Genomic DNA, 17,795 nt, shown 5'->3' on the forward strand with positions numbered 1-17,795 from the left:
GGGACTGGAGTTTCTTTAGGGTGCAAAGTGTCGTACGGTGCCATTGGCACTGCTGGGGAAGGAGTGTCGCAGAAGGCAGAGTGTCGTCCGTGGGGAACTCGGGAGGCCACTGCTTCGGGTGTGACTGACGTGGTTCGCACCTGTCGTGTCGCTGCGTGCTTCTTTCCCGCCCGGCGATAGCGCTCACCGTCACCTGCGATCGGGGTGGGAACGGCAGGCGCGTCGGCGGCACGACGGTTCGACTCGGACCTGACTGAATGCCGGACCCGAGGGAGATATTCGTGAGCCGACGTCCAGTCCGCGCCACCCGCCGTAAAGCGCTCGTCCGTACCCGATTCGTGCTGGTAGGTGCCGGCCTCGTCATCGCGTTGATGGCAACCCTTCCCGGAGTTGCCGCCGCCGTGCCGCCGCCACCGCCGAACCCATCCGACAGCGACCTCGCTGCCGCCGGAAGTGCAGTCGATTCCCGCCTGGGCCAGGTCGGTCAGCTGATCGACGCGATCGCGTCGGCCAACCAGCAACTCGCTCGACTCGACGACGAGGTTGCCTCGAAGCGGGAGGGCGTCAACAAGGCCCTCGTGGATCTGCAGAATGCGCGCGACGCAGCGGACGTCGCGGCCGCGGTCGTCGGCGCAGCACAACAGGCACTTGCCGATGCCGGCACCCAAATTCAGGCAGCCCAGCGCAAATTCGACGAATTCGCGAAGTCCAGCTACACGCAGGGCTCCGGTGTTGCGTCGATGGCCTCGTTCCTCGGTTCGAGCGGACCGGACGACGTCTTGGATCGAGCCCAGGTACTCAAGGTTCTCTCCAACAGCCAGAACGCGGTGCTCGACGGGCTCCAGCGGGCCCGGACCGAACAGGCGAATCGCGATTCTGCGGCGCGGGACTCGAAGCAGCAGGCAGATGCGGCGGCGTCGGAAGCCGAGGCCAAGAAGGCCGAGGCCGAGCAGGCCATCGCCGAGGCCCAAGCTGCACTGCAGGCCGAGGCCGATCAGAAAGCAGCGATCGAGTCTCAGCGTGACGCTGCCCAGACCGAGCTCGATTCGGCACGCAGCAATGTCGCCGGTCTGCAGGATCAGCGAGCGGCGTACGGCGACTGGGAAGCCCAGAAGGCAGCCGAGGATGCGGCCATCGCGGCCGCCACCGCCGCAGCGAAGGAAGCTGCTGTGCAGGCAGCTGCCCGGGTGTCGGCCAATCTTGCCGCCCAGCAACGCGCGGCAGCCATTGCCGAAGGCCAACGTTCGCACGTGGACGTGGACGAAGATTCGAGCGCAACGACCGATTCGGACAGCTCGACCACAACCACGCCCACCAAACCGAAGACACCGACCAAACCGAAGACGTCCACCACGCCGTCGGTCACCGGAAGCGCAGCCGTCGAGTTGGCGATCGACCGCGGAATGAGTCAACTGGGAGTGCCGTATTCCTGGGGCGGCGGCGACGAGAACGGCCCGACCAAGGGCATCAGGGACGGCGGCGTCGCGGACAGCTACGGCGATTACAACAAGGTCGGGTTCGACTGCTCCGGCCTGATGATCTACGCCTTCGCCGGCCTCGGCATCTCGTTGCCCCACTACACCGGCTATCAGTACACCGCAGGTAAGCAAGTGCCTTCCTCGGACATGAAGCGCGGCGACATGATCTTCTACGGCCCGAACGCCAGCCAGCACGTTGCGCTCTACCTCGGTGACGGCAAGATGCTCGAAGCGCCACAGTCCGGCTCGGTGGTCAAGGTGTCCGACGTGCGATACAGCGGCATGACTCCCTACGCAGTACGCATGGTGTCCTGAGCACGATCCGGTGCCTCTCGGCCCTATCGAGTCGTCCCGCAGGCTCCACTCCTGCCCCTCGAGTCGTTCCGCAGGCTCCTCTCCTGCCACGCTGCGGGGGTGCCTTTCGGCGCGCTCGGCGATCACCTGGAATAGTTGATCGCGGCGGTATCGACACGCGCCCGACGATGATCGACTGAAAGCGGTGAATTCTTGGTGACATCACGTGACGGCCGGATTTCGAACGACGAGGAGTCGGCTCACGTCGAGACCTCGACTCGTGATCCACAGGGTGGGGAGCCGAAGCGGGTGGACAGCCCAGGCCTGGCCGAGGACGTCCAGCTTCTCGAGAAGGCCGTATACGAAGTCAAACGCGTCATCGTCGGTCAGGATCGCCTGGTCGAACGCATTCTGGTCGGTTTGCTCGCCCGCGGACACGTACTGCTCGAGGGCGTCCCGGGCGTAGCCAAGACACTTGCCGTCGAGACGTTCGCGCGCGTCGTGGGCGGCTCGTTCTCGCGAGTCCAGTTCACTCCCGACCTGGTTCCGACCGACCTCGTCGGAACCAGGATCTATCGTCAGGGCCGGGAGGAGTTCGACACCGAACTCGGCCCCGTCGTCGCCAACTTCGTCTTGGCCGACGAGATCAACCGCGCGCCGGCCAAGGTGCAGTCCGCGTTGCTCGAGGTCATGGCCGAGCGTCACGTCACCATCGGTGGCCGGACCTTCCCGATGCCCGATCCGTTCCTGGTGATGGCAACGCAGAACCCCATCGAGAACGAGGGCGTGTACCCCCTTCCCGAGGCTCAGCGCGACAGATTCCTGTTCAAGATCGTCGTCGACTACCCGACGGTCGAGGAAGAACGCGAGATCGTCTATCGCATGGGCATCAAGGCACCCGAGCCCAAGCAGATCCTCGACCCGGTCGAGTTGGTTCGGCTGCAGAATTTGGCCAGCTCGGTGTTCGTGCATCATGCGCTCGTCGACTACGTCGTTCGGGTCATCGCTGCCACGCGTACGCCCGAGCAGTTCGGCCTGGACGACGTGGCGAGCTGGATCGCCTACGGTGCATCACCGCGCGCAACGCTCGGAATCATCGCGGCGTCGAGGGCTCTCGCTCTGCTCCGTGGACGCGACTACGTGGTGCCGCAGGATGTTCTCGAAGTCATTCCCGACGTGCTTCGGCATCGTCTCGTGTTGTCCTACGACGCCCTCGCGGACGAGGTGACTCCCGAGACGGTCATCTCTCGAGTGCTGCAGACCGTCGGTTTGCCGCAGGTGTCGCCGCAGGCGGTTCCGGTGCCGCAGAGCAACGGAGCCGGTCCGGACGGCCCGCACTTCGACGGCCGTCAGGCCGGGCCGCAGGGGCAGTACCCGGCCCATGGCCAGTATCCCGCTCCCGGCCAGTTTCCCGCTCCGGGCCAATTTCCGCCACAGGGCCCGGTGCAGCCGCAGTCGCAGCAGCCAGGACCTCAACAGCCTCCGCAGGGCGGCGGTCAGTACGGTCAGCCGGCACCCTCGCTGCAGAAGCCGTCGGGTGACGGATCGTCGATCGGTACGCCGGGTCAGTGAGCGGATCCGACACCGCTCCCGTGACGGTCGGCAGTACCGGCGTTTCTCGGCCGCCGTCCTTCCGCTCGGGTGAGCTTCGTGATCCGAAGTTGGCTGCAGCGTTGCGGACCTTGGAATTGACGGTGCGCCGACGGCTGGACGGGGTACTGCACGGGGACCATCTCGGGCTGATTCCTGGTCCCGGTTCCGAGCCAGGCGACGCCAGGGAGTACCAGCCCGGTGACGACGTTCGCCAGATGGACTGGTCGGTCACTGCGCGCACGACGCATCCGCACGTGCGCCAGTCCGTGGCCGATCGAGAACTCGAGACCTGGCTCGTGGTCGATCTGTCGGCCAGCCTCGACTTCGGCACCACCGGGTGCGAGAAGCGGGATCTGGCTGTTGCGGCTTCGGCCGCCATCACGCATCTGTCGGGCGGCGGTGGCAATCGAATCGGCGCGGTGGTGGCCACCGGGGCCAGCACCACTCGCATTCCGGCACGAGGTGGTCGCGTACACACGCAGTCGATGCTGCGTGCCATTGCGACCACGCCCTCGGCCGAGGACGGTGTACGGGGCGATCTTCGGGCGGCCATCGAAGCTCTGCGGCGGCCGGAGCGACGCCGCGGCATGGCTGTGGTGATCAGTGACTTTCTCGGGCCCATCGACTGGGAACGATCACTTCGCGCCATCTCGGCCAGACACGACGTGCTGGCCGTCGAGGTACTCGACCCGCGTGACCTCGATCTACCCGACGTCGGCGACGTCGTGCTGCACGATCCGGAGTCCGGCCGCACTCGCGAATTCAGCACGACGCCTCGGCTACGAGCAGACTTCGCCCGTGCCGCGGCAGCGCACCGCGACGACGTGGAGAAGGCGCTGCGTCGCTGCGGAGCGCCCCGGCTGACACTGCGTACCGACGGTGATTGGATCGCCGACGTCGTCCGCTTCGTCACTGCGCGCAGACACACCATCGGATCCGGTTTCACCAATACCGCTCGGACCGGTACGCGATGAGCCTGACCGATTTCGCTTCGCCGTGGTGGCTCGGGTTTCTCGTCGTCGTCATCGCGCTCACGGTCGGCTACATCTGGGTCCAACGGCGCAAGCAGAAGCACGTTCTTCGCTTCTCCAACATGGAGCTGCTCGAGTCGGTCGCGCCCGCCCGGCCGAACCGACTGCGACACCTACCCACCGCCCTGGTGCTGGTCGGTCTGCTGTTTCTGACCATCGCGATGGCGGGTCCTACGGCGGACGAGCGCGTCCCACGCAACCGAGCCACCGTCATGCTCGTCATCGACGTCTCGCTGTCGATGGAGGCCACCGACGTCGAGCCGACCCGGTTGGCCGCTGCTCAGGAAGCCGCGAAGTCCTTCGCCGACGGTCTGACACCAGGAATCAACCTCGGGTTGGTCGCATTCGCGGGCACCGCGTCCGTGTTGGTGTCGCCCACGGCCAACCGCGAAGCCACCAAGTCCGCCATCGACAAGCTGCAGCTCAGCGAGCGAACGGCCACCGGTGAGGCGATCTTCACCTCGCTGCAGTCGATCGACACTCTCGGAGCGATCCTCGGCGGCGGCGACGCGGCACCTCCGGCGCGCATCGTGCTGCTCTCGGACGGTAAGCAGACCGTTCCTCAGAATCTCGACGACCCACGCGGCGGGTACACCGCGGCGCGGGCAGCCAAGGACAAAGGCGTGCCGATCTCCACGATCTCGTTCGGCACGAGCTACGGCTCGGTCGAAATCGAGGACGAGGGTGGGGTGGAAAGAGTGCCGGTACCCGTCGATGATCCGTCCCTGCGAGAGATCGCGACTCTCTCCGGCGGAAGCTTCTTCACCGCGTCGTCGCTAGAGGACCTGCGCGACGTGTACGACACCCTCGAGGAGCAGATCGGTTTCGAGATCACTCGCGGAGACGCCTCGCGTCCGTGGTTGATTCTCGGTGTCCTGTTCATCTCGTCGGGGTTGGGTTCGGCTTTGGTGATGCGACAACGATTGCCGTGATCGCTGTTATTACTCACCAGTAAGTTTCGCTTTGTCATTCCAGGACGAACAGATAGGTTGCTAGGCATGTCCACACCTGACTTCATCGCGCGATCGGTACTCGTCACCGGAGGTAACCGGGGTATCGGTCTTGCCATTGCCCAGCGGCTCCAAGCCGACGGACACAAGGTGGCCGTCACCCACCGCGGATCGGGAGCGCCCGACGGTCTGTTCGGAGTCGTCTGCGACGTCACCGACTCCGCCTCGGTGGACGCAGCCTTCAAGGAGGTCGAGGAGAAGCAGGGTCCCGTCGAGGTACTGGTGGCCAACGCGGGCATCACCGACGACACGTTGCTGATGCGGATGACCGAGGATCAGTTCCAGCGGGTCATCGATGCAAACCTCACCGGAGCCTTCCGCGTCGCCAAGCGCGCCAACCGCGCCATGTTGCGCGCACGCTGGGGCCGGATGATCTTCCTGAGTTCGGTCGTGGCGATGGCCGGTGGACCGGGGCAGATCAATTACGCAGCGTCCAAGGCGGGAGTCATCGGCATGGCTCGGTCGATCACGAGGGAACTGGGCTCGCGGTCCATCACGGCGAATGTCGTGTCCCCGGGGTTCATCGAAACCGACATGACCGCAGAGCTCTCGGACGACCTGCGCGGCAAGGCAAAAGAATTCATCCCCCTTCAACGTCTCGGTCAGCCCGAGGACGTCGCGGCAGTCGTGAGCTTCCTCGCGGGACCGGACTCGTCGTACGTATCCGGCGCGGTCATTCCCGTCGACGGCGGTATGGGTATGGGGCACTGAAGTCCTACTCGCACAACGATTTCGATAGACGTACACCTCCGAACTAAGGAAAACAGCACTATGGGCGGATTGCTCGAAGGCAAGACCATTCTGATCACCGGCATCATCACCGACGCGTCGATCGCGTTTCACGCCGCAGCCATGGCGCAGGAGCAGGGTGCCAAGGTGATCATCACCGGCTTCGATCGGCTCCGGCTCATCGACCGGATCGCGCAGCGCCTCCCCAAGGAGGTGCCCCCGGCGATCGAGCTCGACGCCACCAACGAGGAGCACCTCGCCGCGCTGGCGGATCGAGTACGCGAAGTGGCCCCCGAGGGCATCGACGGGGTCCTGCACTCCATCGCGTTCGCACCCCGCACCCTGATGGGACCGGACGCCAAGCCGTTCCTCGACGGCCCCGGCCCCGATGCCGCGAGGGCATTCGAGATCTCTGCGTGGAGTTACGCGTCGCTCGCGCGCGCCGTGCTCCCGGTCATGAACGAGGGTGGCTCGATCGTCGGAATGGACTTCGATCCGCGCACCTCGATGCCGTACTACAACTGGATGGGTGTGGCCAAGGCCGCCTTGGAGTCGGTGAACCGTTACGTGGCACGGGAAGTGGGCGCAGCCAAGCGCATCCGCTCCAATCTTGTTGCCGCAGGACCGATCAGGACTCTTGCCGCCAAGGCGATTGCGGGTACCGCGACCGGTGATGCGGCCAAGATGGACCAGCTGAACGTGTACTGGGACGGTGCTGCCCCGATCGGCTGGGATGTCAACGACCCCACTGTCGTCGCCAAGTCCATCGTTGCGCTGCTGTCGGATTGGCTGCCCGGCACCACCGGATCCATCGTGTACGTCGACGGTGGAGCGAGCCACAACACGTACCTGCCCGAAAACATGTGACGTCGCGGTGAGCCGAGTCCGACGTGGGCTCGCTCACCGTAGGTTTCGTCGACCGATTGTGCCCCTGCCGCAGCCCTGCTGCGGCAGGGGCACAATGGATTCATGACCACCCCTGGAGATTTCGACGCACTGTTGGTGCTCTCGTTCGGCGGACCGGAAAAGCCTGCCGACGTTCGCCCGTTTCTCGAGAACGTCACTCGCGGACGCGGTGTTCCGCCCGAGCGTCTCGACGCCGTCGTCGAGCACTACATGCATTTCGGGGGTGTTTCCCCGATCAACGAGCTCAATCGCAACATCATCTCCGCACTGCAGGCCGAATTCGATTCGGCTGGAATCGATCTGCCGATCTACTTCGGAAACCGCAACTGGCATCCGATGATCGAGGACACCGTGGCAACCATGAAGTCGGACGGAATCGGCAACGCCTTGGTGTTCCCGACGTCGGCGTGGGGCGGCTACTCCGGGTGCAGGCAGTATCACGAGGACATCGCCCGAGCCCGCGACGCAGTGGGCGACGGCGCACCGCACCTGCTCAAGATCCGGCAGTACTACGACCACCCGCTGATGGTCGACGCTTTCACCGATGCCGTCGCATCGGCGCGAGCCTCACTGCCCGAGCAGCACCGCGCCGGTGCACGCCTGGTGTTCACCGCACACTCCATCCCCTCGGCCGCCGACGCCAATGCCGGTCCGCCCGAAGACGGCGGTCACCTCTACAGCCGTCAGGTTGCCGAGGCCTCGAGGCTCGTTGCGGCCGCGTCCGGTGTCGAGGACTACGACCTGGTGTGGCAGTCCCGATCGGGACCGCCACAGGTTCCGTGGCTCGACCCCGACATCTGTGACCATCTCGAAGCGCTCTCGGCTCGGTCGGTCGACGCGGTGATCGTGTGTCCGATCGGATTCGTGTCCGACCATCTCGAGGTCGTGTGGGATCTCGACACCGAGGCCGAGGAGAAGGCTCGCGAACTCGGGATGGCCTTCGCCCGCGCCGGAACCCCCGGGTCGGATGTGCGTTTTCCCAAGATGATTCGCGAGCTCGTCGACGAGTACCGCCTCGGTGCCGACTGCCGCGGGCTCGGACGCGTGCCGGGCTACGGTTCGACGCTGGACGGAAATCGCTGCGCCGTCGGCTGCTGCGAGCAACCGACCCGGCCGGCTCGTCCTGCCGGGGCCGCTTCCCGATAGTCACCGATCGAACGACCGACGGGCATCAAGCGGAGTGCATCGCCGCTTCGATGCTCGTCGCGACAGCGATGGTGCGGGCAGTACGGACAGCAGCCCACAGCGGCCGAACCAACTCCTCGCGCGCCGCAGCAGCTGTCGCGGTGGGGGCTTCCGACGGAGCAGACCCCGCCGCGACGGTCAGAATGGCCGCAACCCGGTCTGCCGATTCGAGCACCCGGAATGCCCTGTCCGACATCTCGGCGGGGTAGCGATGCCGGGCCGCGTCGGCGATCAGTGCGGCGATGCGGGCGCGTGGATCGGATTGCAGGGTTCGGGTGGGGAGCGACTGCATCTGGGCGAGAGCGTCCGCCGCGCCGCGAACGGCCTCGCGCATCTCGTATTCGGCCTCGCCCAAGCCTTGTTCGCGATGGCCGTGCTCGGGAACGACGATCGAATACACGGTCCAGCGCAACACATCCGGTCCCTCGACGATCGGCACCACTCCGATCCCGTGGTTGCCCGAGGCACCGACTATCACGGCCTGCCCGGCGTTCAGGGCGGCGCGCGAGAAATCCGTGTTCGCCGGCAGTCCGCTGACGGCGCCGGGGGCAGGCAGAACGAGTCTGACCCGGTCGTCTCCGACTGCAGACCGCATCTCTGCCCCTGCGGTGGCCCTGATCGCCTGCAGCAGGCCTGCGATGCCCTCGACGTAACCGGGATGCTGCAGTCCGAAGCTCGCGGCCGCACCCGCATCGCCCGCACCCACCAGATGCATCGGAGCCCACTCGGACATGGCGTCGATGACGTCGTCCGGTGAGCTGGCACCAGCCAGCCAGGAACTGGCCCACAGGGCAAGACTCGCACTCGAAGAACACACGACTCACGAGCATAGGTCGGCGTGGCGAACCGTGCTCGGGACGCCGGTGTCGCTAGCGTTGACCGCCGTGAACGACATGTACGGCGGAGACATTCTCAAAGGGCACAGTCGGATGCGGAAGGTGCCGGCACCGGAAGTTCCGGCCGAGCGCGGACTGGTCGTCGAAGACGCCGGAACCGGTTACTGCGGTGCGGTGGTCGGATTCGAGCGCACCTATGACGGAGACTTCGTCCGACTCGAGGACGGTGCCCGCACCACGCGTCTGTTCGCCCTGCGCGAAGCCGCGTTCCTGATCGACGGCCGTCGGGTGACTCTGGTCCGCCCGAAGCCCGCCGCTGCGACACCACAGCAGACGCGCTCTGCCTCCGGGTCCACCAAAGTCGAGGGACTGCGGGCACGAACGGCCCGCGCGAGCCGGATCTGGGTCGAAGGGGTGCACGACGCGGCCCTCGTCGAAAGTGTGTGGGGCCATGATCTTCGAGTGGAGGGAGTGGTCGTCGAGCACCTCGAGGGCCTGGACAACCTGGGGGAGCGATTGGCCGATTTCGGTCCAGGCCCCGGCCGGCGGGTCGGAGTGCTGGTGGACCATTTGGTGACCGGTTCCAAGGAGTCGAAGTTGACGAGGTCGCTTGGCGAGCATGTGCTGGTCACCGGTCATCCGTTCATCGACGTCTGGGAGGCGGTCAAGCCTGCTGCGGTCGGTATCGATGCCTGGCCGAAGATCCCGCGGGGCGAGGATTGGAAGACCGGAATCTGCCGAGAGCTGGGGTGGGGGAGTCCGCGGGAGGGATGGCGTCGGGTGTATTCGTCGGTGTCGAGCTTTCGGGACCTCGAGGCACCGTTGATCGGAGCCGTCGAACAATTGGTCGACTTCGTCACCGAGTAGGGCTGTGTCCAGCAACGCACCGGCAATTGTCCGATTCGTGATTGGATGGAGGCTGTGGCAGCGATCATTTGGCTCATAGCGGCAGTGGTGCTCGCCGGTGCCGAGGCACTGACGGGTGACTTCTTCCTTCTGATGATTGCCGGCGGTGCCCTTGGTACTGCCGGTGTCTCTGCTCTCACGGATTTCCCGGTGTGGGCCGATGCGATCGTCTTCGGTGTCCTGTCTCTGGCGCTGGTTCTCGGGTTGCGACCGATTCTGTTGCGGCGCTTCGCTAATCCGCCCGATACCCCGATGGGCATGGCAGCACTCACCGGCAAGAGTGCCGTGGTGCTCGAGCAGGTCACTGCACACGAAGGCCAGATCAAGCTCGGTGGTGAGGTGTGGACCGCTCGTCCACTCGACGAGACCGAGGTCTATGCCCCGGGTACCACCGTGACCGTGATGGAAATAGACGGCGCTACCGCCGTCGTATGGAAGGGACCGTAGCCAGTGGAAGCACTCATCGCACTGGCTGTCATCGTCGTGTTCGTCGCGGTGCTGATGGCCAAGTCCATCTCGATCGTCCCGCAAGCCGAGGCAGCCGTGATCGAGCGGCTCGGCCGCTACACGCGCACCGTGTCCGGTCAGCTCACGGTCCTCGTACCGTTCGTCGACCGCATTCGTGCCAAGGTCGACCTGCGCGAGCGGGTCGTGTCGTTTCCCCCTCAGCCGGTGATCACCAAGGACAACCTGACCGTGTCGATCGACACCGTCGTCTACTTCCAGGTGACCAATCCGCAATCGGCCGTGTACGAGATCAACAATTACATCGTCGGCGTCGAGCAGTTGACGACCACCACGCTGCGCAACGTCGTCGGTGGAATGACGCTGGAAGAGACGCTCACCTCGCGTGATTCGATCAACGGTCAACTCCGCGTCGTGCTGGACGAGGCAACCGGCCGATGGGGCCTGCGAGTGGCCCGAGTGGAGCTCAAGAGCATCGATCCGCCGCCCTCGATTCAGGAGTCGATGGAGAAGCAGATGAAGGCCGATCGTGAGAAGCGAGCGACCATCCTCACTGCCGAAGGACATCGTGAATCGGCGATCAAGACAGCCGAGGGTGACAAGCAGAGTCGAATTCTTGCAGCCGAGGGTGGCAAGCAGGCAGCGATCCTCACCGCCGAGGGCGAGCGGCAGTCGCGCATCCTGCGAGCGCAGGGTGACCGCGCCGCGAAGTACCTCGAAGCTCAGGGTCAGGCCAAGGCGATCGAGAAGGTGTTCGGTGCCATCAAGGCCGGCAAGCCCACGCCCGAGTTGCTCGCGTACCAGTACATGCAGACGCTGCCACAGATGGCTCAGGGCGACGCCAACAAGGTGTGGATGATCCCGAGCGATTTCGGCGATGCACTCAAGGGCTTCGCCAAGACACTCGGTGCTCCCGGCGAGGACGGGGTGTTCCGCTACGAGCCCAACGAGTCGGCGGGCAACGAGCCCAAGCCCGAGGACGACTCGGACGAGGTAGCCGAATGGTTCGAGACCAAGACCGATCCGGCGGTCGCCGAGGCGGTCAAGGCTGCAGAAGCAGTGGCGCGCAAGCCGGTCGACACGTCGTTGGCGGCGTCTCCGGAACTCTCGAAGGGCTTCGACGTCGGTGCCCTCTCGGCGTCGCCCGAGGCGGAGCCGGAACAGCGCTGAGATCTTCGGTGATCAGTTGAACAGGGCGGTTCCTACACCGGCAGCGGCCAGGGCCCACAGCACGCTGGCGAAGGTGCCGATGATGAACTGTTCGGAGGCGTGGGATTCGCGCAGCTCGGGATAGCGCGCGAGTCCCTTGACTGCCAGCACGATGGCGATCCCTTCCGGCCAACCGGCGAGGATCGACACGGCAACGGCCACGCGTTCGAGGATGCCGATGGTCAGTCCACCACGCAGCGGCTCGACCGGATCGTCTCCGGTCGAGTCGCTTTGTCGTCGTGCGACGCGAAACACTGTGGGTACCATCGCTGTTCCGCCCAGGGCCGCAGCGAGGACGGTGAGGACCACTCCGATGGCGTGGCCGAGACCGTAGGCCGGTCCGGCCACCGTGGCCAGGATCGCCGCTGCCGCGAGCAGACTCGACGCGGCGGCGGTGGGCAACCATCGGCGAATTCCGGTGCCGGCGGGGATGGTAGCGGCGACTGCGGTCAATGCCAGTAGCACCAGGGTGGCAACGATCATGGCCGATGGCTTCCCGTCGTGTTCGCGGTGTCGAGCAATCGAGTCGCCAGGGTGCGGCCCGCATTCTCCACCTGCCAGCCGGCGACGGAGAGTCGTTGCGACATAGCTTGTTTGCTGATCTTCAACCGCTCTGCCGCGTCGGTCTGCGACAACCCGCCCTCCATGAGTGCAACCGCTTCGCGGCCGTGGTCCGAGCGGCGGCCGATCAGGAGGGCAACAAGGGTGAATGCCGTCTCCGCATCTTCGGCGGCAGTGGGCTCGGGGCCGGAGACGGCAAGCGCGGCGGGGGTTCCCTTGGCTCTGGTCACAGCGTCTCGAGCTGCCTCGAAAGCCGGACCACGTCCGGCTCGCGTGGTTTCCGGTAGCGGAAGCTCTACGGAACCGATGCCGATTCCTACGCTCCACTGTGGCGTGGATACCAGTTCGAGCGCGATGGAGACGACGGTGGCGGCGTCCTCGCACACGGCTTGGACTTCGTCTCCTGCCGTGCGATCGAAAGGACGGATCAGCCCGTGGTCGCGATACCGGTCGAGCAGTTCGGGCACCCGATCGATATCACGTCTACTTCGACGTTGGTCCACGGTCAGAACGAACATTGGACAAGGCTAGGTCGTTGATTTGGAATAGTCAAGCTTCAAGGCTTGATTCATCGGAGTCAAGGCACCCGCCCTGCTGACTGCCGGCGGGAACACGCTCCGACTTCGAGCCGCGCGAGAGCCGCCAATCCACCACCAGGCCGCTCAGTCCGATCGCGATGCAGACCGCGGACAGCACCAGCAGCACCGGATGCGTCTCACCTCCGATGGCACCGCCGATCACGACGATCCCGAGAGTGCCCGGCAGCATGCCGATCGCGGTCGCCACGGCGAACGGCACGAGACGCACCGCCGATACACCGCAGGCGTAGTTCACCAACGAGAACGGCACCGGGGCGATCAAGCGCAGGGAGCCGACGGCGAGCCAGCCTCTCCGGCGAAGGCTGTCGTCGATCGAGTCCAGGGCCGAATGGGACATTCGAGCTGCCACGGCCTCGCGTCCGATCGCGCGGACCAGCAACAGAGCCAGGATTGCGCTGACCGTCGACGCTCCGATAGTGACGGCCAGGCCGGTCAGCGGCCCGAACAGAACTCCGGCACTGAGTGTGAACAGGGTTCTCGGGACCGGCGCGATGGTGACGATCGCGTGCACGGCGAAGAAAGCGAGCGGGAACGCAGGCCCGACGGCTGTTCCCCACTGGCGAATCTCTTCGACACTCGGATGGGGAGCTAACACGGCCACGAGGGCGAAGACGACGATCACCGCCACCAGCGCGATCAGTCGGAGGTCGCGCAGGTGCCGGGTCACGAGAGGCCAGCGTACCGGCGCAAGGTGACACCTTGGCCATCTCGAAGTTCGACGACCGAGCGGTACGACCGAACGTGAGGTGATCCTCACGATAACCTGCAATGAAGTGGGGTTAGCATCACTTCAAGTCGGGTGTAGAACTGCCCGCCGAACCGAGGGAGCAGCACACGTGTCCATCGCGTCGCACGAAGATGCCGCACGCAGTGCTCATGCGGCCTGGCAGAAGTCAGTGGCCGGTGTGTTGGCCAAATCTCGCAGGGTCGAGGTGGCCGATCTGCCCGCCGATCCCGAACATCTTCTCGATTCCACGACCTACGACGGGATCACGGTCTCCCCGTTGTACACAGCGTTCGACGAGCGACCGGAAGGTCCGCTACCGGGCCAGTTTCCGTACGTACGGGGTCGCGATCCCCATCGCGACGTCAATGCAGGCTGGAAGGTGTGCACTCGGCACGGCTCGACTGCCCGTGACGCAGCCGACGGTGACGCGTCCGTTCTCAACACCCAGATTCTCGACTCGCTGTCCAACGGCACCAGCGCCCTGTGGTTGACGGTCGGTGGCCACGGCGTCGACCCGACAGTGCTGCCGGAGGCTTTGCGCGGGGTGTTCCTCGAGCTCGCACCGCTGACGATCGATGCGCGCGAGGACGTATCTGCCGCGGCAGCCTCGTTGTTCTCGATTCTCGACTCGGCCGACATCGACGATCGCGCCGCGGTCGATATCCGACTCGGAGTGTCCACCCTCACTGCGCAGTTGGGGGGCACCGCGACGATCGAGATGACCGAGGCACTCGAGCTGGTTCGCGAGTCGATCGGTCGCGCCGAGACCGTTCGCACGATCACCGTCGACGGCACCGTCTTCCACAATCTCGGAGCCGGCGACGCGCAGGAACTCGGTGCGTCGATTGCCGCAGGCCTCGAGTACGTCCGCTCCATGACGAACGCAGGCGTCGGCATCTCGGATGCTCTGCGCCAGATCGAATTCCGGTTCGCCGCCACCGACGATCAGTTTCAGACCGTCGCCAAGTTCAGGGCCGCGCGCACACTGTGGGCGCGCGTTGCGCAGGTGTGCGGATCCCCGGACGCCGGTGATGCTCCACAGCATGCGGTGACCTCGGAAGCAATGATGTCTCAACGAGATCCGTGGGTGAACATGCTGCGCACCACACTCGCGTCCTTCGGTGCCGGGGTGGGCGGCGCGGATTCGGTGACGGTACTGCCGTTCGATGCCGCGCTGCACGGCGGCGCAGCGGGGGTGTCGAAGACCTTCGCGGCCCGCATCGCCAGGAACACCCAATTGCTGCTGCTCGAGGAAGCCCATCTGGGACGGGTGCTGGATCCGGGCGCGGGTTCCTGGTACATCGAGGAGCTGACGGCCGCGGTTGCCGCGAAGGCCTGGGAGTTCTTCCAGACCGTCGAAGCGTCGGGTGGATTCCGCGCCGCCGTCGACGACGGTTCACTCGTGGCGGCGATCGAGAAGACCCGTGCAGAGCGCGATTCCGACATCGCCCACCGGCTCACCCCACTGACCGGCGTCAACGAATTCCCCAATCTGGCCGAGGCTCCACTGAGCCCCGAGCAGACCGCGCAGCAGGGCTCGGCGGTGCACCGGTACGGCAGAGCCTTCGAGGCGCTTCGGGATCGGTCGGATGCCTTTCTGGCCGAGCATGATTCGCGGCCCACCGTACTCCTGATACCGCTGGGAAGCGTCGCCGAACACAACGTCCGAACGACGTTCGCATCGAATCTGCTGGCGTCGGGCGGAATCGAGGCCGTCAATCCAGGTCCACTGACCGTGGACGGAATTGCCGGATCGGTCGGGACCTCTCGAGCCTCCGTCGCAGTGGTGTGCGGTACCGACAAGCGATACGCCGACGAGGCGTCCACTGCCGTTGATGCAGCACGCGCCGCTGGTGTTTCGCGGGTTCTTCTCGCCGGACCCGAGAAGATTTTCGCCGGCATCGAGGGCACGTCGCGTCCCGATGGATTCCTGACCGCGAAGGTCGATGCCGTCGCCGTGCTGACCGAACTTCTCGACACCCTGGGAGCCTCGAAGTGACGACCGACGAGAACCGAATCTCGCACACCATCGGCAGTTTCGCCGACGTGCCCCTGGTCGACCCCGACGAGCCGACGCCGTCGCCGCCGTCGGCCGAGGACGTCGCCGCTCATGTGGAGCAGGGTGCGAAGGCCAACTTCTACACTCCCGAGCAGGTGGTGTGGTCCACCCCCGAGGGTATCGACGTCAAGCCGGTGTTCACCGAGGCGGATCGTGACGCCGCGGAGGCCGAGGGCTATCCGCTGCACAGCTATCCGGGTGCCCCGCCGTTCCTCCGCGGGCCGTATCCCACGATGTACGTCAACCAGCCGTGGACCATTCGTCAGTACGCCGGATTCTCCACCGCGGCCGAGTCCAACGCCTTCTACCGCCGCAACCTCGCGGCCGGCCAGAAGGGCCTGTCGGTGGCGTTCGACCTGGCCACCCACCGCGGGTACGACTCCGATCATCCGCGCGTGCAGGGTGACGTCGGAATGGCCGGTGTCGCAATCGATTCCATCTACGACATGCGTCAGCTGTTCGACGGCATCGACCTCGGTAGTGTCTCGGTGTCGATGACGATGAACGGAGCGGTGCTGCCGATCCTGGCGCTGTACGTCGCCGCCGCGGAGGAGCAGGGCGTCGGGCCGGAGAAACTCGCCGGCACCATCCAGAACGACATCCTCAAAGAGTTCATGGTGCGCAACACCTACATCTATCCGCCGAAGCCGTCGATGCGCATCATCTCGGACATCTTCGCGTACACCAGCGAGAAGATGCCGAAGTACAACTCGATCTCCATCTCCGGCTACCACATCCAAGAAGCCGGTGCCACAGCCGATCTCGAACTGGCCTACACCCTTGCGGACGGTGTCGAGTACATCCGCGCCGGCCTCGATGCAGGTATGGACATCGATACGTTCGCACCGCGACTGTCGTTCTTCTGGGCCATCGGAATGAACTTCTTCATGGAGGTCGCCAAGCTCCGCGCCGGGCGCCTGCTGTGGGCCGAACTCGTCCAACAATTCGAGCCCAAGAGCGCCAAATCCCGTTCGCTGCGCACTCATTCGCAGACATCGGGTTGGTCGTTGACCGCACAGGACGTCTTCAACAACGTCGCGCGTACCTGCGTCGAAGCCATGGCCGCTACCCAAGGCCACACCCAGTCCCTGCACACCAATGCGCTCGACGAAGCGCTGGCGCTGCCGACGGACTTCTCGGCCCGCATCGCACGCAACACCCAGCTGCTCATCGCTCAGGAGTCCAACACCGTGCGCCCGATCGATCCGTGGGGCGGCTCGCATTACGTCGAATGGCTCACCCACCAGCTCGCGAATCGGGCTCGGGCGCATATCGCCGAGGTCGAGGAAGCGGGCGGTATGGCCCAGGCCATCGGCGAAGGAATTCCCAAGCTGCGCATCGAGGAGGCGGCGGCCCGTACCCAGGCTCGCATCGACTCCGGCCGACAGCCGCTGGTGGGCGTCAACAAGTACGTGCCCGACGAGCCCGACACCATCGAGGTGCTCAAGGTCGAGAACTCGAAGGTCCGCCGTGAGCAGATCGAGAAGCTCGAACGCCTTCGCGCCGAGCGCGACACGGCCGAAGTCGATGCAGCACTGGCGAATCTGACCCGGGCCGCGGCGTCGGATCAGCCGGGGATGGAGAACAATCTGCTCGCACTCGCCATCGACGCGGCACGCAAGATGGCCACCGTCGGCGAGATCTCCGACGCGCTCGAGAAGGTCTACGGGCGCCATCAGGCCGAAATCCGGACAATCAGTGGTGTGTACCGCGACGAGGCAGGCAAATCCGAGAACATCACCCGCGCCACTGCGCTGGTCGAGCAGTTCGCCGAGGACGAGGGTCGTCGGCCCCGTGTGCTGGTGTGCAAGATGGGTCAGGACGGTCACGATCGAGGCCAGAAGGTCATCGCCACGGCGTTCGCGGACATCGGCTTCGACGTGGACGTCGGCCCCCTGTTCCAGACGCCGGAGGAGGTGGCCCGCCAGGCCGCCGACAACGACGTTCACGTGGTCGGCGTGTCGTCCCTGGCGGCAGGCCATCTGACGCTGGTGCCCGCCTTGCGTCAGGCCTTGGCCGACGTCGGCCGCGGCGACATCATGATCGTCGTCGGTGGCGTCATTCCGCCCGGCGATTTCGACGAGCTCTACGCGGCGGGTGCCGCGGCGATCTTCCCTCCGGGCACTGTTATCGCCGACGCCGCGATCGGCCTGGTGGAGAAGCTGTCCGTTGCGCTCGGGCACGCACCACGCGAGGCTAACGCCTGA

Annotated in this window: 16 protein-coding genes; 12 read left to right on the forward strand and 4 right to left on the reverse strand. The window is 65.5% G+C overall.

Annotated features, from left to right (window positions below):
* The first annotated feature begins 281 nt into the window (after positions 1-281).
* The 7 genes from ACQR3T_RS07190 (at position 282) to ACQR3T_RS07220 (ending at position 8,187) form a co-directional block, all read left to right on the forward strand.
* Positions 282-1,793, forward strand: a complete 1,512-nt coding sequence (locus tag ACQR3T_RS07190) for an NlpC/P60 family protein (RefSeq protein ID WP_032378474.1) — start codon at positions 282-284, stop codon at positions 1,791-1,793.
* Between the two features lie 288 nt (positions 1,794-2,081).
* Positions 2,082-3,344: an AAA family ATPase gene (locus tag ACQR3T_RS07195; protein ID WP_428693080.1), complete on the forward strand. Its 1,263-nt coding sequence runs from the start codon at positions 2,082-2,084 to the stop codon at positions 3,342-3,344.
* Positions 3,341-4,339 carry a DUF58 domain-containing protein gene (locus ACQR3T_RS07200; RefSeq protein ID WP_428692866.1) on the forward strand — a complete coding sequence of 333 codons (999 nt, stop codon included), beginning with the start codon at positions 3,341-3,343 and terminating at the stop codon, positions 4,337-4,339. Before ACQR3T_RS07195 ends, ACQR3T_RS07200 begins: the two co-directional genes overlap by 4 nt.
* Positions 4,336-5,328, forward strand: coding sequence for a VWA domain-containing protein (locus ACQR3T_RS07205; protein ID WP_428692867.1), 993 nt, complete (start codon positions 4,336-4,338; stop codon positions 5,326-5,328). The genes ACQR3T_RS07200 and ACQR3T_RS07205 overlap by 4 nt, the downstream gene beginning before the upstream one ends.
* 66 nt (positions 5,329-5,394) lie before the next feature.
* A complete protein-coding gene (fabG1, locus tag ACQR3T_RS07210) occupies positions 5,395-6,117 on the forward strand; it encodes a 3-oxoacyl-ACP reductase FabG1 (protein ID WP_032377849.1) in 723 nt (240 codons plus the stop codon).
* 60 nt (positions 6,118-6,177) lie between these two features.
* Positions 6,178-7,002: an NADH-dependent enoyl-ACP reductase InhA gene (gene inhA, locus ACQR3T_RS07215; RefSeq protein ID WP_032377850.1), complete on the forward strand. Its 825-nt coding sequence runs from the start codon at positions 6,178-6,180 to the stop codon at positions 7,000-7,002.
* A 102-nt stretch (positions 7,003-7,104) separates the two neighbouring features.
* Entirely contained in the window at positions 7,105-8,187 is a 1,083-nt protein-coding gene (locus ACQR3T_RS07220) for a ferrochelatase (RefSeq protein ID WP_037173788.1), read from the forward strand.
* A gap of 25 nt (positions 8,188-8,212) precedes the next feature.
* Here the strand turns inward: ACQR3T_RS07220 and ACQR3T_RS07225 are convergent, their stop codons facing one another.
* Entirely contained in the window at positions 8,213-9,043 is an 831-nt protein-coding gene (locus ACQR3T_RS07225) for a hypothetical protein (protein WP_032403392.1), read from the reverse strand.
* A 76-nt stretch (positions 9,044-9,119) separates the two neighbouring features.
* On the opposite strand from ACQR3T_RS07225, the gene ACQR3T_RS07230 reads away from it, so the two are divergent.
* The 3 genes from ACQR3T_RS07230 to ACQR3T_RS07240 are packed head-to-tail and all read left to right on the forward strand — an operon-like array spanning position 9,120 to position 11,603.
* Positions 9,120-9,929 carry a DUF3097 domain-containing protein gene (locus ACQR3T_RS07230; protein WP_032378477.1) on the forward strand — a complete coding sequence of 270 codons (810 nt, stop codon included), beginning with the start codon at positions 9,120-9,122 and terminating at the stop codon, positions 9,927-9,929.
* Positions 9,930-9,983: 54 nt separating this feature from the next.
* Positions 9,984-10,415, forward strand: coding sequence for an NfeD family protein (locus ACQR3T_RS07235; RefSeq protein ID WP_032378478.1), 432 nt, complete (start codon positions 9,984-9,986; stop codon positions 10,413-10,415).
* Between the two features lie 3 nt (positions 10,416-10,418).
* Entirely contained in the window at positions 10,419-11,603 is a 1,185-nt protein-coding gene (locus ACQR3T_RS07240) for an SPFH domain-containing protein (RefSeq protein ID WP_032377853.1), read from the forward strand.
* A gap of 12 nt (positions 11,604-11,615) precedes the next feature.
* On the opposite strand, the gene ACQR3T_RS07245 is transcribed toward ACQR3T_RS07240, so the two are convergent.
* From ACQR3T_RS07245 to ACQR3T_RS07255, 3 genes are read right to left on the reverse strand one after another with little or no spacing between them, the layout of a single operon-like run.
* The gene (locus ACQR3T_RS07245) at positions 11,616-12,125 is read right to left on the reverse strand and encodes a hypothetical protein (protein ID WP_032377854.1); all 510 of its coding nucleotides are present in this window, start codon (positions 12,123-12,125) and stop codon (positions 11,616-11,618) included.
* Positions 12,122-12,721: a hypothetical protein gene (locus ACQR3T_RS07250; protein WP_032403394.1), complete on the reverse strand. Its 600-nt coding sequence runs from the start codon at positions 12,719-12,721 to the stop codon at positions 12,122-12,124. Before ACQR3T_RS07250 ends, ACQR3T_RS07245 begins: the two co-directional genes overlap by 4 nt.
* A 31-nt stretch (positions 12,722-12,752) precedes the next feature.
* Positions 12,753-13,469 (reverse strand): TVP38/TMEM64 family protein, encoded by a 717-nt coding sequence (locus tag ACQR3T_RS07255; RefSeq protein ID WP_428692868.1) that lies wholly within the window; start codon positions 13,467-13,469, stop codon positions 12,753-12,755.
* Between the two features lie 169 nt (positions 13,470-13,638).
* Here ACQR3T_RS07255 and mutA point away from each other — a divergent pair, with 169 nt between their 5' ends.
* Both mutA and scpA read left to right on the forward strand, forming a co-directional pair.
* Positions 13,639-15,528 carry a methylmalonyl-CoA mutase small subunit gene (gene mutA / locus ACQR3T_RS07260; protein WP_428692869.1) on the forward strand — a complete coding sequence of 630 codons (1,890 nt, stop codon included), beginning with the start codon at positions 13,639-13,641 and terminating at the stop codon, positions 15,526-15,528.
* Positions 15,525-17,795: a methylmalonyl-CoA mutase gene (gene scpA, locus ACQR3T_RS07265; protein WP_428692870.1), complete on the forward strand. Its 2,271-nt coding sequence runs from the start codon at positions 15,525-15,527 to the stop codon at positions 17,793-17,795. Before mutA ends, scpA begins: the two co-directional genes overlap by 4 nt.

Origin of the sequence: Rhodococcus sp. IEGM1428, from assembly GCF_050321865.1 — a bacterium.
Classification (GTDB): Bacteria; Actinomycetota; Actinomycetes; order Mycobacteriales; family Mycobacteriaceae; genus Rhodococcoides.